The organism is Fundidesulfovibrio sp. YSD1, assembly GCF_055397115.1.
In genome coordinates, this window is record NZ_AP043666.1 from 2,101,527 (window position 1) to 2,125,510 (window position 23,984).

At 67.4% G+C, this 23,984-nt stretch carries 17 protein-coding genes and 2 tRNA genes; 12 read left to right on the forward strand and 7 right to left on the reverse strand.

The window, feature by feature from the left end; all coding sequences use genetic code 11:
* Nucleotides 1–50: 50 nt before the first annotated feature.
* The gene (locus ACZ5V4_RS09815; RefSeq protein WP_464314673.1) at nt 51–1,178 is read right to left on the reverse strand and encodes an amidohydrolase family protein; all 1,128 of its coding nucleotides are present in this window, start codon (nt 1,176–1,178) and stop codon (nt 51–53) included.
* Nucleotides 1,168–2,199, reverse strand: coding sequence for an elongator complex protein 3 (locus ACZ5V4_RS09820; RefSeq protein WP_464314674.1), 1,032 nt, complete (start codon nt 2,197–2,199; stop codon nt 1,168–1,170). The genes ACZ5V4_RS09815 and ACZ5V4_RS09820 overlap by 11 nt, the downstream gene beginning before the upstream one ends.
* 96 nt (nt 2,200–2,295) lie before the next feature.
* Here ACZ5V4_RS09820 and ACZ5V4_RS09825 point away from each other — a divergent pair, with 96 nt between their 5' ends.
* Nucleotides 2,296–2,715, forward strand: coding sequence for an HIT family protein (locus tag ACZ5V4_RS09825; RefSeq protein WP_464314675.1), 420 nt, complete (start codon nt 2,296–2,298; stop codon nt 2,713–2,715).
* A gap of 25 nt (nt 2,716–2,740) precedes the next feature.
* Nucleotides 2,741–3,043, forward strand: coding sequence for an integration host factor subunit alpha (locus ACZ5V4_RS09830; protein ID WP_464314676.1), 303 nt, complete (start codon nt 2,741–2,743; stop codon nt 3,041–3,043).
* Between the two features lie 142 nt (nt 3,044–3,185).
* Here ACZ5V4_RS09830 and ACZ5V4_RS09835 read toward each other — a convergent pair whose 3' ends face one another.
* Nucleotides 3,186–3,890, reverse strand: coding sequence for a septal ring lytic transglycosylase RlpA family protein (locus ACZ5V4_RS09835; RefSeq protein ID WP_464314677.1), 705 nt, complete (start codon nt 3,888–3,890; stop codon nt 3,186–3,188).
* Between the two features lie 85 nt (nt 3,891–3,975).
* On the opposite strand from ACZ5V4_RS09835, the gene ACZ5V4_RS09840 reads away from it, so the two are divergent.
* The 3 genes from ACZ5V4_RS09840 to ACZ5V4_RS09850 all read left to right on the forward strand — a co-directional run bounded on the left by ACZ5V4_RS09840 (nt 3,976) and on the right by ACZ5V4_RS09850 (nt 5,452).
* A tRNA-Gln gene (locus ACZ5V4_RS09840) sits at nt 3,976–4,049 on the forward strand.
* A gap of 17 nt (nt 4,050–4,066) precedes the next feature.
* Nucleotides 4,067–4,144, forward strand: a tRNA-Glu gene (locus tag ACZ5V4_RS09845).
* 186 nt (nt 4,145–4,330) lie between these two features.
* The gene (locus tag ACZ5V4_RS09850; RefSeq protein WP_464314678.1) at nt 4,331–5,452 is read left to right on the forward strand and encodes a class I SAM-dependent methyltransferase; all 1,122 of its coding nucleotides are present in this window, start codon (nt 4,331–4,333) and stop codon (nt 5,450–5,452) included.
* Nucleotides 5,453–5,518: 66 nt separating this feature from the next.
* Here ACZ5V4_RS09850 and ACZ5V4_RS09855 read toward each other — a convergent pair whose 3' ends face one another.
* The gene (locus ACZ5V4_RS09855; RefSeq protein WP_464314679.1) at nt 5,519–6,034 is read right to left on the reverse strand and encodes a GNAT family N-acetyltransferase; all 516 of its coding nucleotides are present in this window, start codon (nt 6,032–6,034) and stop codon (nt 5,519–5,521) included.
* A 576-nt stretch (nt 6,035–6,610) separates the two neighbouring features.
* Between ACZ5V4_RS09855 and fdnG the strand changes: the two genes are divergently transcribed.
* From fdnG to ACZ5V4_RS09875, 4 genes are all read left to right on the forward strand, one after another.
* Entirely contained in the window at nt 6,611–9,658 is a 3,048-nt protein-coding gene (gene fdnG, locus ACZ5V4_RS09860; protein ID WP_464314680.1) for a formate dehydrogenase-N subunit alpha, read from the forward strand.
* A 101-nt stretch (nt 9,659–9,759) separates the two neighbouring features.
* Nucleotides 9,760–10,491: a 4Fe-4S dicluster domain-containing protein gene (locus tag ACZ5V4_RS09865; protein WP_464314681.1), complete on the forward strand. Its 732-nt coding sequence runs from the start codon at nt 9,760–9,762 to the stop codon at nt 10,489–10,491.
* Between the two features lie 104 nt (nt 10,492–10,595).
* Nucleotides 10,596–11,504: a formate dehydrogenase accessory protein FdhE gene (locus ACZ5V4_RS09870; RefSeq protein ID WP_464314682.1), complete on the forward strand. Its 909-nt coding sequence runs from the start codon at nt 10,596–10,598 to the stop codon at nt 11,502–11,504.
* A gap of 795 nt (nt 11,505–12,299) precedes the next feature.
* Entirely contained in the window at nt 12,300–17,492 is a 5,193-nt protein-coding gene (locus ACZ5V4_RS09875; RefSeq protein WP_464314683.1) for a PAS domain-containing protein, read from the forward strand.
* 102 nt (nt 17,493–17,594) lie between these two features.
* On the opposite strand, the gene ACZ5V4_RS09880 is transcribed toward ACZ5V4_RS09875, so the two are convergent.
* On the reverse strand, nt 17,595–18,038 hold the full coding sequence (locus tag ACZ5V4_RS09880; protein ID WP_464314684.1) for a flavodoxin: 444 nt from the start codon (nt 18,036–18,038) through the stop codon (nt 17,595–17,597).
* A gap of 264 nt (nt 18,039–18,302) precedes the next feature.
* Nucleotides 18,303–18,947, reverse strand: coding sequence for a class I SAM-dependent methyltransferase (locus tag ACZ5V4_RS09885; protein WP_464314685.1), 645 nt, complete (start codon nt 18,945–18,947; stop codon nt 18,303–18,305).
* Nucleotides 18,948–19,160: 213 nt separating this feature from the next.
* Between ACZ5V4_RS09885 and ACZ5V4_RS09890 the strand changes: the two genes are divergently transcribed.
* The gene (locus tag ACZ5V4_RS09890) at nt 19,161–19,529 is read left to right on the forward strand and encodes a molybdenum cofactor biosynthesis protein MoaE (RefSeq protein ID WP_464314686.1); all 369 of its coding nucleotides are present in this window, start codon (nt 19,161–19,163) and stop codon (nt 19,527–19,529) included.
* A 31-nt stretch (nt 19,530–19,560) separates the two neighbouring features.
* On the opposite strand, the gene fumC is transcribed toward ACZ5V4_RS09890, so the two are convergent.
* Nucleotides 19,561–20,961, reverse strand: coding sequence for a class II fumarate hydratase (fumC, locus tag ACZ5V4_RS09895; protein ID WP_464314687.1), 1,401 nt, complete (start codon nt 20,959–20,961; stop codon nt 19,561–19,563).
* 120 nt (nt 20,962–21,081) lie between these two features.
* On the opposite strand from fumC, the gene ACZ5V4_RS09900 reads away from it, so the two are divergent.
* Nucleotides 21,082–22,056, forward strand: coding sequence for an ABC transporter substrate-binding protein (locus ACZ5V4_RS09900; RefSeq protein ID WP_464314688.1), 975 nt, complete (start codon nt 21,082–21,084; stop codon nt 22,054–22,056).
* On the forward strand, nt 22,040–23,980 hold the full coding sequence (locus tag ACZ5V4_RS09905; protein WP_464314689.1) for a SpoIIE family protein phosphatase: 1,941 nt from the start codon (nt 22,040–22,042) through the stop codon (nt 23,978–23,980). Before ACZ5V4_RS09900 ends, ACZ5V4_RS09905 begins: the two co-directional genes overlap by 17 nt.
* Nucleotides 23,981–23,984 lie beyond the last annotated feature (4 nt).

The window sequence follows — 23,984 nt, forward strand, 5'->3', positions numbered from 1 at the left end:
GGTGACCGGAATCGTTGCGCCGAACATTTTCCCATACGATGCAGGCCGGGTCAATCGCGCAGTGCCTGCTCCAGGCGGTGCGGCAGCACCGCGAAACGCGCAGGCGAGCCGGGGCTGACGCGCCCCAGGCCGGGGAAGCCGTAGAGCGCGGCGGGGTTGGCCGAAAGAAGGCCCACGGCCTCGGCAAGGGTCATCGGCGTTCGGGCGAGCAGGGCTTCGAGTTCGGCGAAGAGGTCGAGGTCCGGGCAGGAAGCCAGGGAATCCGTGCCCAGGCAGCAGGGCACGCCCGCGTCCAGGAGTGCGCGCGCCGGGGCCGCGCCAACGCCGATGACCGCGTTGGAGCGCGGGCACAGGCACACGCTGGAACCCCGGTTCTTTAGAATTTCTATATCCGTTTTCGATACGCACACGGAGTGCACGGCCAGGGTGCGCTGGTCCAGAAGGCCCAGCGCCTCGGCCCAGGCCACGGCGGAGAGCCCGGGGTGGGCGAAGTCCGGGGGCAGGATGCGCGCGCGCAAAAAATCCGCGAAATCGCCCCGGCCCGTGGCCAGAAATTCAGCCTCGTCCGGGTGCTCGGCCAGGTGGATGGAGAAGACGCGCCCGCGCTTCGAGTCCCAGGCCTTGGCCGCGCGCAAGGATTCGGGCGCGGTGGAGTAGAGAGCGTGCCCGGCCAGGTGCAGGCGCGAGTGGTCCACGTCGGGCAGTGGGGAGTCGGGCATGTGCCCGAAGCGCTCGAACTGGAGCGCGGCCCGGATGCCCGCCCGCTCCAGGGCCTCGGCCACCATGGCGGTGTTGCGGCTGGAGATGTCCGCCACCCCGGCCGTGCCGCAGGCTTCCAGCTGGGCCACGGCCGAGGCGAGCGAGGCCTCGTCCGCCTGGGCCACGGGCTGGGCCACCAGCCAGCGCACCCAGGCCAGGAAGCCCTTGCCCGTCTCGGGCGGCAAGCCCACGTGGGAGAGCTCCAGGTGGGTGTGGGCGTTGACGAGCCCGGGCAAAAGCGTGACCTCGCCCAGGTCCGTCACCGGCCCGGGATGGCGCCCGGCCAGGGAGGCCCACGTCCCGGCCTCGACCACAACGCCCGCGCGCACGGCCACGGCCGCGTCCTCGATCACCTCGCGGCCCGGGGTCATCAGGGCCGCGCGCATGGCGCGCAGAACGCGCGTGTCGTCACATCGCATCATCGGTATCCAGGGTGAAAGTGCCGGTGTCGGCGAACGCGATCCTGTCGCGCGCCAGTCCAAGGGATTCGTAGGCCCGCTCCAACTCGCGGGCGTGCCCGAAGAGCTCCCCGCTGACCCGTTGCGGCGCTTCCAGGCGAACGGCCCGTCGCCCGTCGAGCCTGCGCGCGACCTCGGCCAGCACGGCCCTGGCCCGGACCATGGTCCCGAGCGCCGGATGCCTGGGGCCTGCCAGCACGGCCCGCTCCAGGGAAGGCTCGGGGGCGAGCCCGATGCGCGACACCGCGATATCAGCGCCCCAGAGCCGGTCCACGGCGAGGGCCAGGGCTTCCACGGTGGCGGGCAGGTCCCACGGCTCGACCCGGCCCGCGCGCCAGAGGTCCTCCAGGCCCGTGCCCGCGAGCACCAGGCAGGGGTGCAGGCGCACGGCGGCGGGCATAGCTCGCAGGCAGAAATCCACGTCGCGCGCAAGCCCCGGGGGCGTGTGCCCGGGCAGGCCGGGCAGAAGCTGCACGGTCAGGCCCATGCCCGCCTCGCGCACGTCCCGGCAAGCCTTGAGGGCGTCCGCGCCCGTGTGCCCGCGCCGGGCTGTTTCCAGCACCGCGTCGTCGAAGGTTTGCACGCCAAGCTCCACGCTGTCCAGCCCAAGGGCGGCCAGGTGCCGGAGAAGCCCCGGGGGCAGGGCGTCCGGCCGGGTGGAGCAGCGCACGGCGCACACTGCGCCCGCGCGCCTGGCCCTGGCGGCGGTCAGGAGGAAGCGCTCCATCCACTCCAGGGGCAGGGCCGTGAAGGTGCCGCCGTAAAAGGCGATTTCCACCGGCGGGCCGGAACCGGCTGCGTCGAGCTTGTCCTCGAGTTCCTCGAGCACCCGGGGCAGGGGCAGGGGAGAGTGGCCGGACTGCTCCTCCTGGGCGCAGAAAAGGCAGCGCCCGGCGCAGCCAGCGCGCGGGGTGAACACGGGCAGGATACGAGGCCTGGCGCGCCTCGGCGCGGGATGGGGGAAGACGGTGCGCGTTAACATGCCAGAAAGTTTTCAGTTCCCACTTGCAAAAAAAATTCTCCCGCGCTACCAACTGGTTATATGGACAAGGCCGTCAGGCCGTCCGCCGAGGAAACCATGACCGACAAAGACTGCATCTTCTGCAAGATCGTGCGCGGGGAAATCCCCTGCTCCAAGGTCTTCGAAACCCAATCCGTGCTCGCCTTCCTGGACATCGCCCCGGTGAACAAGGGCCACACCCTGGTGATCCCCAAGGCGCACTGCGCGGACATCTGGGAGCTGCCCCCCTCCCTGGGGCCCGACCTGCTCGCGGCCATCCGCACGGTCGGGCAGGCCCTGAAGGACGGGCTCGGCGCCACCGGCGTGAACCTTGGCATGAACAACGGCGCGGCCGCCGGACAGGTCGTGTTCCATGCCCACTGGCACCTGATCCCCCGCTTCGAGGGGGACGGACTCAGCCTCTGGCCGCAGAAAAGCTACGCCGGACCCGACGAAATGAACCAGACGGCCCAGAAGATATCCGGCTCCATCCGCTAACCCCTCGACGCCCCGGGAGGACGCCATGAGCGGGAAGACTCTCACGAAGGCTGACATCGTCGACTATATTTACGAAAAAACCGAGAAGAACCGGGCGGAAGTCAAGGTCCTGGTGGACAACCTGCTGGACATCATGAAGCAGGCCATCAAGAAGGACGGCTCCCTGCTCGTCTCCGGATTCGGCAAGTTCGACGCCTACGACAAACGCGCCCGCAAGGGCCGCAACCCTCAGACCAGCGACTCCATCATCCTGCCCCCGCGCAAGGTGGTGGTCTTCCGCCTGTCGCGCAAGTTCCGGGCGGAGCTCAACCCCGACGAGGAAGAGTAGTCCGCCAGAGCCGTTCGCGGCGTGTCCGGCCTCCCGCCCAGGGCGGCCGGACCGTCCGGGCCTGGCGTCCTCCCCCCTTTCGAGCGGCGGCCGTGATCGGCCCGCCGCGCGGGATTCTTGCGTCCTTCCGGCGCGTCCCCTTTCACTGCGCCAGCACGAAGGCGTCCGGGAACTCCCCCGCGAACCGGTCCTGCGCGGACAGGGCCTCCTCCACGGAAGCGAACTGCCCGGCCTGGACGCGCCACAGGCGCTGGCCGGTCTGGTCGCCCTCCTGCACGCGCGTGCGCGCGTAGCCTTGGTCCGCCAGGCGCGCGGCCAGGCGCTCGGCGTTGTGGCGCACGGCGAAGGCCCCCACCTGCACGTAGAAGGGGCCGGGCATGCGCCCGTCCTCCATCATGCCGGGCACCCCGCCCACGGTGGAAAGGCTCACCCGGGCCACGCCCTTGCCGTGAAAGCCCAGGGCCTTGGCCCCGGCCTCGGTGAGGTCCACGCAGCGGCCGGACACGAAGGGGCCCCGGTCGTTGACCCGCAGGACCACCTCGCGGCCGTTCTCCAGGTTCACCACCCGGACCATGGTGTTCATGGGCAATATCTTGTGCGCGCAGGTGAGCTCGCTCGAGCGCAGGCGCTCGCCGTTGGCCGTGGTCTTGCCCGAGAACCAGCCCGGCTCGTACCAGGAGGCGTAGCCCTCCTCGCTGAAGCCGTGGCCGCTTTTCAGCGGGTGGTAGGTCTTGCCCTTGATGGTGTAGGGGCGGAACGTGCCCTTGGGCGCGCCCTTGGGGGCCGGCGCGGAGCAGGAGGCGGTGAGGGCCGCAACGAGCACCACGGCCAGGATTCGCGTCCACATGGCCAGGGTGCTAGTGCAAAGAAAAATTTCGCGCAAGCTCGTTGACAAGCGATTTGAACTGTCCTAATAGCTCCCTTCCGCGTGCTGGGGGATCGTCTAGCGGCAGGACTATGGACTCTGACTCCATCAACCTAGGTTCGAATCCTAGTCCCCCAGCCAACCTTCTTTCTCAGCGCGTCCCCATCGTCTAGCCTGGTCCAGGACACCGGCCTTTCACGCCGATAACAGGGGTTCAAATCCCCTTGGGGACGCCAGCTAAAACAAGCGGCCTACGTGCAAACGTAGGCCGCTTTTTCGTTTCTGCGCACCAATTCCTGCCCCGCTGTGGCTCGACCTGTTGCCTTGTGGCGCGCCAGCGGTGTAGGCTCGCCTCGCATATGTGAGAAAAGACGGTGTGTTGCGCGCAGCGGCGGGCTCTCCGCCTTGCGCCAGGGAGCGTTATGAAGCTGAAAGACCATGCGTGCGTCACCTACCCCATCTCTTCGCTCGCGGGAAGCAAGCGCATCCTTCTCTACCCGGCCGCCAGCGGCTCGGATTACCTGATCTCCTTTTTCCGGGAGATGCACCCGGACATCCTGGACCGCATCGTGGGCCTCGGCGACAAGGATCCCAACAAGACATCGCTTCGCCAGAACGGATTCAGGGTATTTGCTCCGGACAGGCTGTCCTCGCTCGATCCCGATCTCGTCCTGGTCACCTCGCCCGCCCTGTACCCCGCGATGCTCCGCGACCTGCGCGGCAGGCTCGGCGGCGACGTCCCGATCCTTCTCGCCGACAGGATGGAGGAGTACCTGCGCTACGAAGCAAGGCATTCGGCGCTGGCCGGGAAAATGGGCTCCGAGCCTTTCGATGGAAACCAGGAGGGGCCGGACAACTCCGACTGGTACCTGTGTCTGCCCTTGGGCGGCGGGCGTTTCGCCAAATCGATGAAGGCCGCGCTGACTTACCGGATGCTCGACCAGATCAAGCTGCCGAAGGACCTTTCGGGCAAATCCGTGCTGGACCTCGCCGCGTCCGACGGCTTCTACAGCTTCGAATGCGAGGCCCGCAACGCCAGAAGCGTGACGGCCGTGGAGGGCCCGGGCTGGGAGAACGAAGCCGGGCTGGACAGGTTCCTGTTCGCCCGCGACCGCTACCGGTCGAAGGTCGAACACCGCGTGGCGCGGATCGAGGATTTCATCGATTCAACCAGCGGAACCTTCGACATCGTGCTTTTCCTGGGCATCTACTACCATCTGCCCGATCCGCTTTCCTGCTTCAGGAAGCTCCACGCCCTGACCCGGGAAACGCTCATCGTCACGGGCAGGACCATTGCCCTCACCGCGTACGACCCCATCAACGTGGCCCACGACCAGATCCACGGGGCAAGCCCGGACGTGTACACCGGGCGCGGGGCTTCCATGATGCTGCTCTCCGACAGGAGCGTGGGCAAGTGGACAGCAAACGTGGCCTGCCTGCTGGACATGCTCCGCATCGCCGGGTTCTCCGACGTGGAAGTGCTCTTCGACCATTGCCCGGCCGGGAGCTTCGTGTCTTCCACGGCCATTGCCGCGCACAAATAGCGCCCGGCTGCCTGCTGCCGTCCAGGGGGGCTTCCGCCTAGGCGGAAGCCCCTTCATTTGACGCCGCTACCCGGCGGCCGCGCCGAAGGCCTCATGGGCCCGGATTTCGCCCCGGGGCGACCTGGCTGAGAAGCAGGCCGCCAGGATGTACTGGTCCGGCACGCCCGCGTAGGCGAGGCCCGCCGCGCCCGCGAACCCGAAGCGCGCGTAGAACCCGGGGTCGCCCACCAGCACGACTCCTTGCGCCCCCATCTCCCGCATCCGTTCAAGCGATTCCCTGATCAAGGCGGAGCCGATGCCCCTGCCCTGGAGGCCGGGCAGCACGCCCACCGGCCCGAGCAGGAACCAGCCGCCGTGGTCCTCCCCCACGGCGCAGGGCGAGAGGGCGACGTGCCCCACGGCCTCGCCGTCCTTTTCGGCCAGCAGGGAGAGGGTCAGGTCGCGCGCGGCGCGCAGGCGCTCCACGATGAGGTGCTCCACGGGTTCGGAGCCGGGCGGATGCACCGGATGCCCCTTGAAGGCCCGGTAGTGTATTCGCGCGATGGCCGGGGCGTCGCCTGGTCTTTCGTCTCTGATCATCATTGCCGCACTCCTTGTGCGCGTTGTCGGCGCGTGCCCGCATGGGGCCTGACGGAAGCCAGGCCAGCGCCATGCGGCGCGCGCGGCCGGTGATGGCCGTGGAAGAACGCCAAAAGAGCGGTTGCCGGGTCAAAGCGGAAAGAGTCCGGCCCGGGGAGCCGGGCAGGGCGGGCGGGAACAGGCCGCCCACGGGGGGGGCGCGCCTGCCTCAGGCAGGGAGGCGCGCGCCTCAGGGGCGCCTACCGGCCGCGGCTTTCGCCGGCAACCGGGAGAGCAAGGTCCATTGCGATGGTTTTCAAACAGGCCTCTGGAAAAGGTTGTGTCGATGAAGTCAGCTACGCAACGGGCCGTGCTGCGTCAAGGCCGTCGCGTGATCGTCAATGAGCAGGGCTTTTCCGGGCTTCAAACCTGAGGCGGGCACTTGGCTAAAATAATGTGCTAAAGAAAACACTTTAAAATCATTGGATAAAATTTGACATACGAGGCTGTGTCTGGTTTGACATAGCCGTGTGCCCGGCAAACCCCAGCCGGACTAGGAGCTTTGTTGATGGCATGAGTTACCCTTTCAAGGAGGTGTTCATGAAAGTTTCGCGGCGTGGGTTTATCAAGATAGCTGGAGCGGGGGCGGCGACGCTGACCCTGACCCAGCTCGGGATCGATCTGAGCCCAGCCCAGGCGTATGCCGCCGGGCTCAAGATCGAGGGCAGCAAGGAGGTCATCTCCATCTGCCCGTTCTGCTCCTGCGGATGCAACACGCTCGTCCACGTCAAGGACGGCAAGATCGTCAACATCGAGGGCGATCCGGACTACCCCATCAGCGCGGGCGGCCTGTGCGCCAAGGGCGCTGCCCTGCGCTCCCTGCACGTGAGCCCGAACAGGCTGACCAAGCCCAAGTACCGCGCCCCCGGCAGCGACAAGTGGGTGGAGAAGGACTGGGACTGGATGCTTGACCGCATCGCCAAGAAGGTCAAGGAGCAGCGGGACAAGGATTTCGTGCTCAAGAACAAGGACGGCCTGGACGTCAACCGCTGGGAGTCCGGCTTCTGCCTCGGCTCCTCCCAGATGTCCAACGAAGAGTGCGCCGTCGCTCACCAATCTTTACGCAGCCTGGGTATCGTCCACATGGACCACCAGGCGCGGGTCTGACACAGCCCAACTGTGCCGGCTCTGGCAGAGTCGGTCGGGCGTGGAGCAATGACGAACCACTACACCGACATCGGCAACGCCGATGCGGTGCTGATCATCGGCAGCAACGCCGCTGAACACCATCCCATCTCCTTCCGTTGGGTGCTCAAGGCCAAGGAAAAGGGCGCGACGGTCATCCACGTCGATCCCAAGTTCTCGCGCACCTCGGCCCGCAGCAACTTCCACGTTCCCCTGCGCAGCGGAACGGACATCGCCTTCATGGGCGGCATGGTGAAGTACATCCTGGACAACAAGAAGTACTTCAACGACTACGTGATGAACTACACCAACGCCACCTTCCTGGTGGGCGAGAAGTACTCCTTCAAGGACGGCCTCTTCTCCGGCTACGACGCCGAGAAGAAGAAGTACGACAAGAGCCAGTGGGCGTTCGACAAGGACGAGAAGGGCATGGTCAAGCGCGACGCGACCCTGGCCAACCCCCGCTGCGTGCTCAACGTGCTGGCCAAGCACTACGAGCGCTACGACCTGGACATGGTCTCCCAGGTCACCGGCGTCTCCAAGGAGAACCTGACCAAGGTCTACGAGGCCTTCGCCGCCACCGGCAAGCCCGACAAGGCCGGGACCATCATGTACGCCCTGGGCTGGACCCAGCACACCGTGGGCGTGCAGAACATCCGCCTGGCTGGCATCGTGCAGCTCCTGCTCGGCAACTTCGGCGTGGCGGGCGGCGGCATCAACGCCCTGCGCGGCGAGCCCAACGTGCAGGGCTCGACCGACCACGCCCTGCTCTACGGCTACATCCCCGGCTACCACAACGCGCCCATCGCCACGTGGAAGACGCTGGAAGAGTACCAGAAGGCCAACACCCCGGTGACGGCCGACCCCAAGAGCGTGAACTGGTGGAGCAACAGGCCCAAGTACGTGGTCAGCCTGCTCAAGGGCTGGTTCGGCGAGAACGCCAGCAAGGAGAACGACTTCTGCTACGGGCTCCTGCCGAAGCTCGACCCCGGCATGGACTGCTCGCACCTGTTCCTCTTCGACCGCATGTACCAGGGCAAGATCAAGGGCGGGTTCATCTTCGGGCACAACCCCTGCCAGAGCTTCCCCAACACCAACAAGGTCCGCCAGGCCGTGGACAAGCTGGACTGGCTCGTGGTGGGCGAGGTGTTCCACAACGAGACCACGGACAACTGGTGCCGCCCCGGCGTCGACCCCAAGAAGTGCAAGACCGAGGTGTTCCTGCTCCCGTCGGCCTACCGCGCGGAGAAGGAAGGCACCATCTCCAACTCGGGCCGCTGGCACATGTGGCACTACAAGGCCATCGAGCCCATCGGCCAGAGCCGCAGCATGGGCGACATGTTCGTGCAGATCATGTCCCGCGTGCGCAAGCTCTACGCCCAGGACAAGACCAAGAAGGGCCCGCTGTCCGACCAGGTGCTCAAGCACGAGCTGCCCGAGAAGTTCGTCGCCGAGGATATGACCAAGAAGATCAACGGCTTCTTCACCCGCGACGTCAAGATCGGCGACAAGGAGTACAAGAAGGGCCAGTTGGTCCCGGGCTTTCCCCTGCTCCAGACCGACGGGTCCACCAGCAGCCTGAACTGGGTCTACTGCGGCGGCTATTCCGAGACCGAGGGCAACCTGGCCAAGCGCCGCGACCTGACCCAGACGCCCATGCAGGCCAAAATACACCTGTATCCCAAGTTCTCCTGGGCCTGGCCCCTGAACCGCCGGGTGCTCTACAACCGCGCCTCGGTGGACATGAACGGCAACCCCTACAACCCCGAGAAGGCGGTCATCGCCTGGCAGGACGGCAAGTGGGTGGGCGACGTGCCCGACGGCCCGCAGCCGCCCATGGCCCTGGAAGGCGGCAAGTACCCCTTCATCATGTGCACGGACGGACACGGCCAGCTCTACGGCCCCGGCCGTGAGGACGGCCCCCTGCCCGAGCACTACGAGCCCGCGGAAACCCCTCTGACCAAGAACCCGTTCTCGGCGCAGATGAGCAACCCGTGCATGAAGTCGGTCAGCGGCAGCGAGTTCGACAAGCTGTGCGCCAACGGTGATCCGCGCTTCCCCATCGTGCTGACCACCTACTGCCTGACCGAACACTGGTGCTCCGGCTCGGAGACGCGCAACGGCCCGGCCCTGCTCGAAGCCGAACCCCAGCAGTACATCGAGATGAGCCCGCAGCTGGCCCAGGAAAAGGGCATCAAGAACGGCGACGTGGTCATCGTGGAGAGCCTGCGCGGCAAGGTGGAGGCGGTGGCCATGGTCACGGTTCGCATGAAGCCCCTCACGGTCATGGGCAAGACCCTGCACCTGGTGGGCATGCCTTTCTGCTTCGGCTGGACCAAACCCAAATGCGGCGACGCAGTGAACAGGCTGACGGCCTCGGTCGGTGACCCCAACACCACCATCCCCGAGTACAAGGCCAGCCTGGTGAACCTGCGCAAGGCCGACAAGGTGACGGAACTGTAGCCAGAGACCGGCTTGCGGGCGGGTGTGGCCTGCCGCGCCGCTTACGGCGGACGCGGCAGGCCCAGGCCGCAAGCCTTGCCGAAGAAGAAAGGAGTGAGAAAATGCCAAAGGCAATACTCGTGGACACCACACGCTGCACCGCGTGCCGCGGCTGCCAGGTGGGGTGCAAGGAATGGAAGAACTTCCCTGCCGTGCCGACCAAACAGCAGGGCTCGCACCAGAACCCGCCCGACCTGACGCACTACAACTTCAAGCTGGTGCGCTTCAGCGAGCATCTGGATGGAGACACCGTCAAGTGGTACTTCTTCCCAGACTGCTGCCGCCACTGTGTGGACGCGCCCTGCAAGAACGTCGCCTCGGTGAAGGATTCCATCATCCAGGACAAGGACACGGGCGCGATCATCTACACCGATCTGACGGCCAAGGAAGACTTCAAGACCATCAAGGATTCCTGCCCCTACGACATTCCCAGGCAGGATCCCGCGACCAAGAAGATCGTCAAGTGCGACATGTGCATCGACAGGGTCAAGGCGAACCTGCTGCCCATGTGCGTCAAAAGCTGCGCAATGGGGGCCATGTCCTTCGGCGAGCGCGCGGACATCCTCAAGCAGGCCGCCGAACGCCTGGAGGCCGTGAAGAAGGAGTTCCCCAAGGCCGCGCTGCTGAACAAGGACGACGTGTCGGTCATCTTCCTGGTGGCCGACGAGCCGAAGCGTTACCACAAGTTCGCCGTGGCCGACGCCTCCGACGTGGACACCCGCATGACCCGCAAGAACCTTCTGGCCGGAGCCGTGGCTCCGCTGCGGAAGATGTTCGAGAACATGCAGGGCTAGCGGCCGGGCATCCGGCATCAAGACCGACGGGCCGCCCGGCTTTGCCGGGCGGCCCTGAAGGGCTGCGTCCCCACAAGCATTTCAAGGCAAGGAGATCGTCGTACATGCAGATCAGTTCACGAGCGGTTTTCACGACCCCGCAGGGTGTCGAGGCGGCCTTGTCCCGGACGGCGCGGGAGATGCCGGCGCTGGCCGGGCTGCTCGAATCGTTCGGGCCCTTGCTGGCCGAGCGCGCCCGTCTGAGGCAGTCCGTGCCCGGTTGGACCGGCACGCCGCCCGCCATCGATCCCGACCGTTTTTCCCAGGGGGCGTTCGTTCTGGCCGACTCCGGGTTCCAGGACATGAGCGCGCACCTCCCCCAGGCTGCCGCGGCGCTCCTTCCGGTCATGTCGCGCTGCTTCCCCGCCATCGCCCCGGCGCTGGACGCCCTGGGCGCGGCCCTCAAGTCCGGGGCGCTTCCCCCGGACGCCCTGGTCCTGGCCGGTTTCGGCCAGACGGTCGAGGCGCCGGGAATCGACGCCGGCATACTCTCTTTCGCTGCCTCCGAGCTGATCAGGCCGTTCATCGAGAACCAGGCTTCCGACCTGCTGGCCTCCGTCTCGGACCTGCCGTGGAGGCATCCGAACTGCCCCATCTGCGGGGGGGCGCCCAACATGAGCGTGATGCGCCGGACCTGGGATGCCTCCGAGTTCATCCAGGCCCACGGCGGGCGGCGCTACCTGCGCTGCTCGTGCTGCTCGGTGGAGTGGACGTACAAGCGCGTGTCCTGCCCCACCTGCGGGTGCGAGGAGCCGGACGAGCTGGTGGTGCTGCGCGAGCCCGCCCGGCCTTTCGAGCGCGTGGACGCCTGCCGCCGCTGCAAGACCTTCCTGCTCTGCCTGGACGCCGGTGAACTGGCCGAAGCCCCGGACCCGGACGTGACGGCCCTGGCCATGAGCGCCCTGGAGTCGAGGGCGATCCAGGAGGGCTACTCCCCTATGGCCAGGCACCCCTGGAGCGGGCTGCTGGGCTAGCGCCGGACTTCGTGCGGGGCTGGTCTGGACGACCGCTTCAACCGGCCCCCTGCGAAAGATCCCGGCCCAGCGGGCCGGGCTTTTCCGGACCATCTTTTGTCGTACGGGCCTCCCGATCCCGGTGCCGGGACCATCCGCCCCACACGGGTGGTCCCCGGCATGGGGCGGGCGTCTCGCCCCGGTCCGCCGCGGACTGGCAGCTTGCCGGTAACTTTCCGAATATTGATTCCATTCATCCCGTCATTTCGAATTCTTCCGCACGCTCACACAACAGGAATGCGGCTGGCGTTGTGCGCCACGCCGCACTGATAGCCACGCCTTGAGGCCTGGGGATCCTTCACGCCCAACCCCGATTGGATGCGCCACCCGGGCACTGATGGGAGTAGCCGGAAGGGGGAGAGCCTGAAGACCGGGGCGGACCGGCCCTCCCGGAAGTGCGTTTCCCGGTGGAGGTCAGCTGGTCTCGTCGAAACGCTCAATGAGATGGAGAGCTTTTGTATATCGGTTTGCGCGACTTGGAGTCAGCAGGAGGGCGTATCCGAAACAGGCGGGGAACGCGTGCGGGGTGCAGAAAAACATCGGTTCGCTTTATTCCGGAAAGAGCTGAGTTTTGTTCAATAACCAGGGTTGATCAACATGGATCGCGGATGATAATTGTAGTTTTATGATTAAATAGACCAAGGCGATAGTATTACGTTGAATGGAGCCGGGTTTTGGCCGGTGCCGCCGTGGTGTTCGCTTCCTGCGCGCAAGGGTGCCGTCTCGATCACGCTGGATACGGAGGGAGAACACTTCATGAAGGGAAAGGACGCGCCGGGCGTCGAGGACAAGGGCGAGCCGGAGAAGGAGCGCAAGCACCCGCATCGTGGCCGCACCGCAAGGGCGCGCTGCCCGGTGGTGGCCGTGGGGGCTTCCGCCGGTGGCATCGAGGCCCTCAGGGTCCTCCTGCGCGACCTGGGCCCGGACCTGAACGCGGCCGTGGTCGTGCTCACGCACGTTTCCCGCGAGAAGCCGACCCATCTGCGCGACGTGCTCGCCTCCTTCAGCAGCCTGCGTTGCGTGCAAGTCACCGGGAACACGCCAGTGGAGCCCGGGGTGGTCTACACCGCGCCCAGCGGGCACGAGTTGGGCCTGGCCAAGGGCGTCCTCACTCTGGGCGCCGAGGACCCGACCCCTCCCCACCGCAACATAGACCGCTTCCTGGCCGCGCTGGCCGCCGAGCGCGGGGCGGGGGACGCGTGCGTGATCCTCTCCGGGGCGGGCGCGGACGGCACGGCCGGTGCCATGCGCCTGGCCAAGGCCGGCGGAACCGTCCTGGTTCAGGACCCCTCGGACGCGCTCAATACCGGAATGCCGGCCAGCGTCATCCGCACAGGCATGGCTTCGGCCGTGATGCCCGTGGCCATGATGGGCAAGCACCTCGTCAGGCTGATCGAGGGCGCGGGCACGCGCGGCAAGGTGACCTCTTCCTTCGTCGAGGGCGTGCTGGAGGTGATCAGCGAGCACTGCGGCTACGAACTCGGGGGGTATCGCAAGACCACCCTGGCCCGGCGCATCCGCAAGCGGATGATCCTGGCCGGCTTCGACAGCATGGAGAGCTACCTGGCGGAACTGAAGGCCAACCCCGAGGAGCGGCCGAAGCTCCTCAAGGCCTTGTTCATCGGAGTGACCGAATTCTTCCGGGACCCGGACGCGTTCGAGGCCTTGCACCAAAAGGTCCTGCCGGAGGTGTTCCGGGACCGCGAGCCAGACGAGACGGTGCGGGTCTGGGTGGCCGGGTGTTCCACCGGGGAAGAGGCCTATTCCCTGGCCATGCTCATGGACGAGTACATGGAGTCCTCGAACGTGCGCTGCCGGGTGAAGATCTTCGCCACCGACATCGACTCCGTGGCCGTGGAGACCGCGCGCAAGGCGCGCTATACGGCGCGCGGCCAGAAGGGGCTTTCGCAGGCCAGGCTCGAACACTACTTCAGGCGGGACCGGCACGGCTACACCATCGCCCCCTTCCTGCGGGAACGCGTGGTGGTCGTGCACCACAACCTCCTGCAGGACCCCCCGTTTCTGCACATGGATCTGGTGGCCTGCCGCAACCTGCTCATCTATTTCAACGAGGGCCTTCAGGAAAAGGCCGTGACGCTCCTGCACGAGGCGCTCAACCCCGGCGGGTTCCTCTTCCTGGGGCCTTCGGAATCAGCCACCCCGCACATGAAGAAGATGGAGGTGGTGGACAAGCGCTGGCGGATCTTCCGCAGCACGGGCGCCCCGGAGCGCAAGGGGCTCGTCTCCTACGCCTCGGGGCAGTCACCCTTCCAGCAGAAGGCGGCGGCCGTGGCCCAGACCAGGCAGGAGCAGAGCCCGGCCGCCGTGATGGCCGAGGCCCTCGAACGCCGCTACGCCAGGCCCGCCGTGCTCGTGGACCGGGATTTCAGCGTCCTGCATTCTCGCGGAGATATCACCCCCTTCCTGAAAATGCCCAGCGGGGAGCCCAGCCTGAACGTGCTCAAGCTGGCCGACCCGCAACTGCGCCACCATCTGCGCATGGCCTTGCGTTCCGTGCTGGCCTCGGGGGAACCTGCCGTGGTCTTGGGGCCAAAGCTGCAAGGGCTCCGGGGCGCGGCGGTGAACATCGTCGTTGACCCCGTCAAGGGCGCAGCCGGACAGTTGTCTTCCATGCTGGTGGTGTTCGAGCAGTGCGAGGAACCGCGCCTGTCCGGCGCCAACCCGGCCCTGGCCGGGCTCACCGAATGCGGGGTGGTGCAACGCTACGAGTCCGAACTCCAGGCCTCCCACGACCAGCTCCGCGAGGTCGTGGCGCGCGACGAGGCCCTGAACGAGGAGCTGCGCGCCTCCAACGAAGAGCTCCTGAGCATGAACGAGGAGCTTCAGTCCGCCAACGAGGAGATGGACGCCTCCCGGGAGGAGCTCCAGGCCTTGAACGAGGAGCTCTCGCTCAAGCTGGAGGAGCTCTCCAGGGCGAACAGCTTCGTGGAGAGCCTCCTGCGCAGCACCAACGTGGCCACGGTATTCCTGGATTCCAACCTCTGCGTGGTGCGCTCCACGCCGCAGGCTCTGGACATCTTCCACCTGGCCGTTCAGGACCGGGGCAGGCCCATTTCCGGCATCAAGCCCCGCGTGGACGACGCGCACCTGATGGACGACATCAGGCAGGTGCTGGACGGTAGGGAGCTGACGGAGCGGGAGGTGGCGGGGCCGGGCGGGCGCTGTTACCTCAGGCGGGTCTTCCCCTTCCGGACGGGCGCGGCCGCCATGGAAGGGGTGGTGCTCACCTACAGCGACGTGACCACGCTCAAGGAGGCCGAAAAGGTCCTCATGCGCAGCAAGGAGGACCTCGAGGCCCTGGTGAGCCAGCGCAGCCGGGAGCTGATTGCCGCGCGCGAGGAGGCTGAAAGCCGGGCCGGCGAGCTCGAGGCCCTCATGGAACAGACCCCGGCCGCCATCTGGATAACCCGCGACACCCAGGCCAGGGTCATCGTGGGCAACCCGGCGGGCTACAGGCTTCTTGGCATGGAGCCAGGGGCCAACGTCTCCAAGTCCGGCCCGGGCAGCTCCCCTCCGTACCGGCCGGTGAAGGGCGGCCGCGAACTGAAGCCCGAAGAGCTGCCCCTGCAGCGCGCGGCCCGGGGCGAGACCGTTACTGGCGAGGAGATCGACTTGGCGCTCCCGGACGGCTCGATCCTCACCATCCTCGGCAACGCCGCGCCCTTGCGCGACGCCCAGGGCGAGCCCAGCGGCGCGGTGGGCGTCTTCCTGGACTACACGGAGTTCAAGGCCGCCGTGGCGGGCAAGCGCAAGGCCGAAATGCTCTTCCAGCTCTTCATGGACAACGCCCCCAGCATCGCCTGGATGAAGGACGAGGAGGGGAGGCATGTCTACCTGAACGCGCGCTACGAGGCGCAGTTCGGCGTGCGCCAGGAGGACTGGAAGGGCAGGACGGATTTCGAGCTCTGGCCATCCGACATCGCCCAGGTGTTCAGGGAGAACGATCTGCTAGTCCTTTCCGACGGCGTGGCCCGGGTGTTCACCGAGCGCACCGTGGATGCGGGCGGCAAGAGCCTCTACTGGCACAACTCGAAATTCCTCGTCATTGACGAAGGCGGCAGGCGCTATATCGGCGGCGTGGGCGTGAACATCACGGAGCGAGTCGAATTGGAGCAGGCCCTCAAGGCCACTGCGGACAGCCTGGTGCTGGCCCTGGAGGCGGCCAACGCCGGAACGTGGGAGTGGATTCCCGCCACCAACGAGAACATCTGGTCGGAGAGGCTCTGGCCTCTCTACGGGCTGAATCCGGCGCTGCACAAGCCTTCCTACCACTCATGGCGCGAGGCGATCCACCCCGCCTGCCGGGCCGAGGCCGAGGCCACCGTCAACTCGGCCTTGGCCAAGGGCCAGGAGGTCAGTGTTGAATGGCGGGTGAACCTGCCCGGCGACGAGGAGCGCTGGCTGCTCTCCCGGGGCCGGGCGCGGCTTGCACCGGACGGAACCGTCGAGCGGTACATGGGCATCGTCCTGGACATCTCGGAGCGCAAGCGGGCGGAGAAAAAGCTCCAGGCGCTGGCTTCCCAGCTCGAACTCGCGCTCACCGCGGCCAACATGGGCTGGTGGCATTACGACCCGCAGACCAAGGTGGCCACCTGGGACGAACGCTACAAGGAAATCTTCGGAGTGGAGGGCTTCCAGCGTCCCAACGAGGAGATTCTCGCCCGCATCCATCCTGACGACCTGCCTGGAGTCTGGTCCAGGGTGGAGGCAGCCCTCGATCCTGTCGCTCCGAAGCCGTACACGGCCAGCTTCCGCATTCGCAGGCACGGCGAGGAACGCTGGATAGAGGCCCACGGAATCGCCTCGTTCTCGGGGGAGGGCAAGGCCCGGAAGGCGGTGAGCTTCGTGGGCACGGTCCTGGACATCACGGAGTCCGTCGCCTCGGCCAGGCTCTTGGCCGAACGCGAGGGGCAGTTGCGGCTCTTCGCTTTCCACGCGCCGGCCTCGGTGGCCATGTTCGACGCGGACATGCGCTACCTGGTGGCCAGCAACCGCTGGCTGGAGGAATACGGCCTCACGGGGGACATCATCGGGCGCAGCCACTATGAAATCTTCCCCGAGATCCCGGAGCGCTGGAAGGCGATCCACCGGCGCTGCCTCGCCGGCGCCGTGGAGCGCGAGGAGAACGACCCCTTCGTGCGCGCCGACGGCCACACGCAGTGGATCAGCTGGGAAATCCGCCCCTGGCGCACGGCCACGGGCGAGGTGGGCGGCATCGTGGTCTTCAGCCAGGACGTCACCGAGCGCAAGCAGCACGAGGAGGTGATCACGGCGTCGCTTCGGGAGAAGGAGGTCCTGCTGCGCGAGATCCACCACCGGGTGAAGAACAACCTCCAGATAATTTCCAGCCTCTTGAGCCTCCAGGAACAGTCGCTGGATGACCTGGACACGCTGGACGTGCTCGCGGAAAGCCGCGGACGGGTGACCTCCATGGCCCTGATCCACGAGCAGCTGTACCATTCCTCGAGCCTGAGCGAGATCCGCGTCGACCACTACATCCAGCAGCTCCTGCCCAGGCTGATCTCCGCCTACCAGGGAGAGCGCGACATCGGGCTCATGCTGAAGCTCGAGCCGGTTTCGCTCTCCATCGACCAGGCCATCCCCTTCGGCCTGATCATTAACGAACTGGTGACCAACGCGCTCAAGCACGGGTTCAGGGAGAGAGACGGCGGAACGGTCACGGTGTCGTCCTCGGTGGAGGAGGAAGCCGTGTGCTTCGTGGTCCAGGACGACGGCGCGGGGCTGCCCCAAGGGTTCGACCTGGCCACGGCGGTCTCCCTGGGCCTGCAGATAGTGTCCATGCTCGCAGAGCAACTCCACGGCAAACTGGGCGTCGAGTCGTCCGGCGGCACGCGCTTCAAGCTGTGCTTCCCGCTTCAACGGAGCATCTCGCCGGGGCTTCGCCCCGGCTCTGCCGGCTCGGCCTGATTCGACTCAACCCCCGGGAGATTCCAAAACACAAGGGCCCGCGCGCGTCGCGCGGGCCCTTCGCGTTTTCCCGGCGTTGCCGGGCATCTCCGGGGTATCCGGTCAGGCCGCGTTCCTGGCCACCTCCTGGGCCCAGGACACGGCCTCGTCCTTGTCCGGGTCGCCGTCGATCTTGAGCGACGGCGCGACGACGCTGGCCCCCAGGTGCTCGGCCTTCTCCTCGATCACGTCCACCGCGCCGCAGAAGTAGGTGTAGCTGGAGTCGCCGCAGCCGAAGACCGCCACCTTCTTGCCCTTGAGGTTGGCCTTCTCCATCTCGTCGAAGATGGGCTGGAAGTCCTCCTGGAGCTCGATCTCGTCGTCGCCCCAGGTGGAGCAGCCCATGAGCACCAGGTCGTAGCCGTCGGCCAGCCCGGCCGGGGAGGCCTTGGCCGCGTTGAGCACGTCCACGGACATGCCTTCGCCTTCGAGGGTCTTGGCCACGTACTCGGCCACGGATTCCGTGTTGCCGGTGGTGGAGCCGAACAGAACAAGTGCCTTCGCCATGACCATCTCCATGCGCTTGAGTGTTGTGGCTTGGCCGCTTCCGGCCATGCCGTCATGTGCGTGGCCTAATGAGATTGAAAATCAGAGTCAATTATGTTTTTCGTGCGTCCACCCTGTTCTGACTTTCATTTCGGGATGTTGGAGCATGGAACAAGGCGCGGGGAAAGCAAGCGGGAAGTCTACTTGATGATAATCCGGGAGCGGCCGTTCGCGGACCGGCGGCCCGCGGGACGCGCCCGGAGCCGGATTCCGGGCGCGGGGGCTTCAGCCCGCCAGCCCTTTGCGGGCGCGGGCCAGCCAGACCGTGTGGCCGCCGCAGCGCGGGTCCTCCACGAGGTGCGTGAGGACCGCGAAGCCGTGCTCCTCCAGAAGTTCGCGGTATTCGCCAGGGGAGAGGCTGTGGTGCTCGAAGGCCACGCCCTCCATCACGCCCGTGGCCTCGCCCTGGTCAGGCCCGGAGGTGAAGAGCAGGAGCGCGCCAGGGAGGGCGTGCCTGGCGAACACCGGGAACATGGCCCGCTGGTCCGCCGGGTTCAGGTGAAAGAAGCTGTCCCAGGCGATCACCGCGTCGAAGCGCCTGCCCAGGTCCAGCCCGCGCATGTCGGCCTCGATCCAGGTCATGGCCGGGAAGCGCTCCCGGCACGTGGCGATCATGGCCCTTGAGCCGTCCACGCCCGTGACCGCGAAGCCCTGCCGGATGAAGTACCCGGCCATGGGTTCGCCCGCGCCGCAGCCCAGGTCCAGCACCTCCGCGCCCTCGGGCAGCTCGCGGCGCACGGCCTCCAGGTACTCGGTCTCCATGAGCTTGCCGTCCGCCCCACGCACTTTTGCGTACCAGGCGCTGATGCGCTCGTAGCGCTGGCAGATGGATGGCTTGCCGCCCACGGCCTCTCCTTTCTTTCCGGTCATGCGGCCTTGCGCGTTACCCGTTCAGGGACGTGGAGGCAAGGAAGGGACCGAGGAAGGCCCCGCTCCGCTCGTGCGGGCAATCGGGTCACTTTTTCTTGAAGTATGGTGACTTCGTCCGTTCCGGGCGTCTGGACGCGCCGGGCGCGGCCGGGTAACCTGCCGGCCGCGCCCGCCCGCGGCGAAACCCGGGCAAGCAGGCGCGAGGAGGGTTGCATGGACATTTCGCAGGCCATCGCGGAACTGAAGAAAAGGCCCGGGTTCACCGAGAGGGTGGGCATGGTCCTGGTGCACAACGGCGTGGTGCGCGGCACCTCGCGGGGCACGGGCGCGGCCGTGGAGCGCCTGGAGGTCCGGCCGGACCAGGAGCGGGTGGCCGCCGTGTGCCGCGAGATGGAGGAGCGCCCCGGGATATTCGCGGTCACGGCCCACGCCAAGAGCGGCGTGTTCGAGCCCGGCGACGACCTGCTCTTCATCATCGTGGCGGGCGACATCCGCGAGAACGTCGCCCCCACGCTGGTGGACACCCTGAACAGGATCAAGGCCGAGGCCATCGGCAAGACCGAACACCTGAGCGTCTCGTAGGAGGCCGGCGGGGCGCCGCCCCGCGCCCGGGCTACTTGGCCACCGAGGGCCTGACCATGCGCTCCGGCACCACGATGCGGTCGAACTCTCCGGCCTCCACGTAGCCCAGCTCCAGCGCGGCCTCGCGCAGGGTCAGGTCGTTTTCGGCCGCGTGGTGGGCGATGCGCGAGGCCTTGTCGTAGCCGATCACCGGCGAGAGCGCGGTGACCAGCATCAGCGAGCGCTCCACGTAGGCCGCGATGCGCTTGCGGTCCGGCTCCATGCCGTCCACCAGGTACTTGCGGAAGTTGGCCATGGAGTCGGCGAGTATCCGCACGGACTGCATCACGTTGTGGATCATCAGCGGCTTGTAGACGTTCATCTCCAGATAGCCCCCGGCCCCGCCCATGCCCACGGCCATGTCGTTGGCCATGGCCTGCACGGCGGCCATGGCCATGGCCTCGCACTGGGTGGGGTTGACCTTGCCGGGCATGATGGACGAGCCGGGCTCGTTCTCCGGGAGCTTCAGCTCAGCCAGGCCCGCGCGCGGGCCGCAGGCCAGCAGCCGGATGTCGTTGGCGATCTTGAAGAGCGCCACGGCCAGGGTGCGGATGGCCCCGGAAAGGTGCACCAGCGCGTCGTGCGCGCCCTGTGCCGCGAACTTGTTGGGCGCGGTCTCGAAGGGCAGGCCCGTGAGCTCCGCGATGGCGGCGGCGGCCTGGCGGTCGAAGCCCGGCGGGGCGTTGATGCCCGTGCCCACGGCCGTTCCGCCGAGCGCCAGCCTGAATACCCCGGGCAGGGCCGATTCGAGCCCGGCCGCCGCGTCGGAGAGCATGCCCACGTAGCCCGAGAACTCCTGGCCCAGGGTCAGGGGCGTTGCGTCCTGAAGGTGCGTGCGCCCGATCTTCACGATGCCGTCCCAGGCCTTGGCCTTGGCGTCCAGGCCTTCGCACAGGTCCGCGAGCGCGGGCAGGAGCGTGGAGGAGACGCCTACGGCGGCAGCGATGTACATGGCCGAGGGGAAGTTGTCGTTGGTGGACTGCGACATGTTCACGTCGTCGTTGGGGTGCACGGGCCGCTTGCTGCCCAGGGGCTCCCCGGCCAGCTGGGAACAGCGGTTGGCGATGACCTCGTTGACGTTCATGTTGAACTGCGTGCCGCTGCCGGTCATCCAGACGTGCAGGGGGAACATGGCGTCGTGCTTGCCCGCCAGTATCTCGTCGCACACGGCCGAGATCATGTCCCGCTTGGCCTCCGCGAGCCTGCCCAGGGCGGTGTTGGCCATGGCGCAGCCCTTCTTCAGCCAGGCGTAGGCCGGAATCATTTCGCGCGGCATCAGGTCGCGCCCGATGCTGAAGTGCGCAAGCGAGCGCTGGGTCTGCGCGCCCCAGAGCGCGTCGGACGGGACCTGGACTTCGCCCATGCTGTCGGTTTCCACTCGATGTTGCGCCATGCGGGCCTCCGTTCGGGGAAAGGCGGGAAGGTGAGGATATGCTCCATTCTCCTGCACAAAGGCCCTTGCCGTGTCAACCGGCGGCTTCCCAAGAGCGCCCGAGTCGGGTAACCAGGGCGCATGTGTTCATGGCGGCGAACTGTTTCCGTCCCGGCCTGCATCGTGCTGGCCTGCCTGGCCTTTTCGTCCGCCCTGGCCCAGGGGCCGAGGAAGGCCGCGCTCATCCCCCAGTGGGAGCCCCAGGCCCAGTTCGCGGGCTACTACGTGGCCCTGGCCAAGGGCTTCTACGAAAAACGCGGCATCGACATGACCATCCTGCGCGGCGGGCCGTCCCGCCCGCCCTCCAGGCTGCTCGCGGACGGCGAGGCCGCTTTCGGCACCATGTTCCTGGCCACGGCCGTGCTGGAGCGCTCCAGGGGGCTCGATCTCGTGAACCTCGCCCAGTTCATGCGCGGCTCCACGCTGATGATCGTGGCCCGCGCGGGCGTCGCCTCCCCGCAAGGCCTGGCGGGCAGGCGCGTGAGCCTCTGGGGCCGCGAGTTCAGCCTCCAGCCCGAGGCCTTCTTCCGTAAGTACGGCATGAACGTGGTCCGCCTGCCCCAGGGCCACGGGGTGGACCTTTTCCTGCGCGGCGGCGTGGACGCCGTATGCGCCATGTATTACAATGAGTATCACACACTGCTCAACAGCGGCCTGGAGCCGGACGAACTGGCGCTCTTCCCCATGCGCGACCACGGCTTCGACTACCCGGAGGACGGGCTCTACGCCCTCGAGGGCACCTGCCGGGCCGACCCGGGGCTGTGCCGGGACGTGGCCGAGGCCAGCCTGGAGGGCTGGCGCTACGCCTTCGAGCACCAGGACGAGGCCCTGGACCTCGTCATGGCCCGGGTGGACGAGGCCAGGCTGCCCACCAACCGCATGCACCAGAAGTGGATGCTCGCGCGCCTGCGCGAGGCCATGGCCCCGCGCGGCGGTGCGGAAGGGCCGGGGAAGCTGGCCAGGGACGAGTTCGAGAAGGTGGCCGCGGCCCTGAAACAGGCCGGGCTCCTGGACAAGCCGGTGACCTACGAGGAATTCAGTGCGTTCCCAAGGTGACATCCCGCGCGGGCGCGGCCTGGCCTTCAGGCTGTCGTTTCTGATCCTGGCCTGCACCACGTCGGTGTTTCTGGGTGCCTTCGCCTACTACTACCACTCCTCGCGCGAGGCGATCCTCAAGGAGGCCGGGGCGCGCGCCGAGAGCCTGACCCTGGCCAGCGCCCGCAGGATCGAGTCCGTGCTCGTCTCGGTGGAGGTGGTGCCCGAGCTTTTGGCCTTCACCTATGGCAAGCGCACGCCGCTCGCCTCCGACATCAGGGAGGACCTCACGGGCTTCGTGCTCTTCAACCAGGCCGTGTACGGCTCCTGCGTGGCCTACGCCCCGGGCAGCCTGGGCGGGCCTGCCGGGCCGGGCGCGCTCTATGCCTGGCGCGAGGGCGGGGGCCTTTCCTTCACCGACCTGGCCCAGGCCTACGACTACACCGTGGCGGACTGGTTCCTCATCCCCAGGGAGCTTCGCCGCGCCCTGTGGAGCGAGCCCTATTTCGACGAGGGCGGGGGCGGGGTGGTCATGTCCACCTACTCCGCGCCGATCTTCCGGGAGGAGGACGCCCGCAGGCGCTTTCTCGGCGTGGTCACGGCGGACATCTCGCTCGAATGGCTCAAGGAGTTCGTGGGCGCGGTGTCCATCTACCGCACGGGCTACGCCTTCCTGCTCAGCCGCAACGGGGTCTACCTGGCGCACCCGGACAGGTCGCGCATCATGCGCGAGAGCATCTTCAGCATCGCCGAGGCCACGGGCCTGCCCGGGCTGCGCGCCATCGGGCGGCGCATGACCGCGGGGGAATCCGGCCACGTGGAGCTGCCGAGCCAGGTGATCGGCAGGGCCGCGCGCCTGTGCTTCGCCCCGGTAGGGCGCACGGGCTGGTCGGTGGGGCTCGTCATCCCCGAGGACGAGCTCTTCGAGGACCTGGAAGCCCTGGGCAGGCGGGTGGCGGGCATCGGGATCGGCGGGTCCGTGCTCCTGGCCCTGGTGGTCACGCTGGTGGCCACCTCCATCACCCGGCCGATCAAGGCCCTGGCCGGGCGCACGGCCGAGATCGCCCGGGGCGACCTGGACATCCCCGTGCCCGCCCCGGCCTCCGGGGACGAGGTGGGGCAGCTGGCGCGCTCCTTCGAGGAGATGCGCCTGGCGCTCAAGGAGTACATCGCCAACCTGACCCAGACCACCAAGGCCAAGGAGCGCATGGAGTCCGAGCTGAAGATCGCCCGGACCATCCAGATGAGCTTTCTGCCCAAGCGCTTCCCCCCCTTCCCGGACATCCCGGCCTTTGACCTGCACGCCGGGCTGGAGCCCGCCTTCGAGGTGGGCGGCGACCTCTTCGACTTCTTCCTGCTGGAGGACGGGCGGCTCCTGTTCCTTGTGGGCGACGTGTCCGGAAAGGGCGTCCCGGCGGCGCTCTTCATGGCCGTGACCAAGACCCTGGTCAAGGGCATCGCCGAGCAGGAGGCCACGCCTTCGGCCATCCTGGACCGGGTGAACAGGGAACTCCTGAAGGACAACGAGGCCATGCTCTTCGTGACCATGTTCCTGGGCATCCTGGACCATACCACGGGCGAGCTGGCCTACTCCAACGCCGGGCACAACCCGCCGGTGCTCGTGCGCCGGGGCGGGGCGGACTGGCTCGCGCTGCCCAAGGGGCTCTTCCTGGGCGTGATGGAAGAGGCCAGCTACAGGGACGCCTCCGTGACGCTCGCGCCAGGCGACCGGCTGCTGGTCTACACGGACGGCGTGACCGAGGCCATGAACGAGGCCGGGGAGCTCTACTCCAGCGAGCGGCTCCTGGAGGTGGCCCCCGGGCTGGCCGGGCTCGAGCCCAAGGCCGCGTGCGAGGCCGTGGCCGCCTCGGTGCGCGAATTCGCGGGCGATGCCCCGCAGGCGGACGACATCACGCTCCTGGCCCTTCTGTACCGGGGAGCCTGACGCG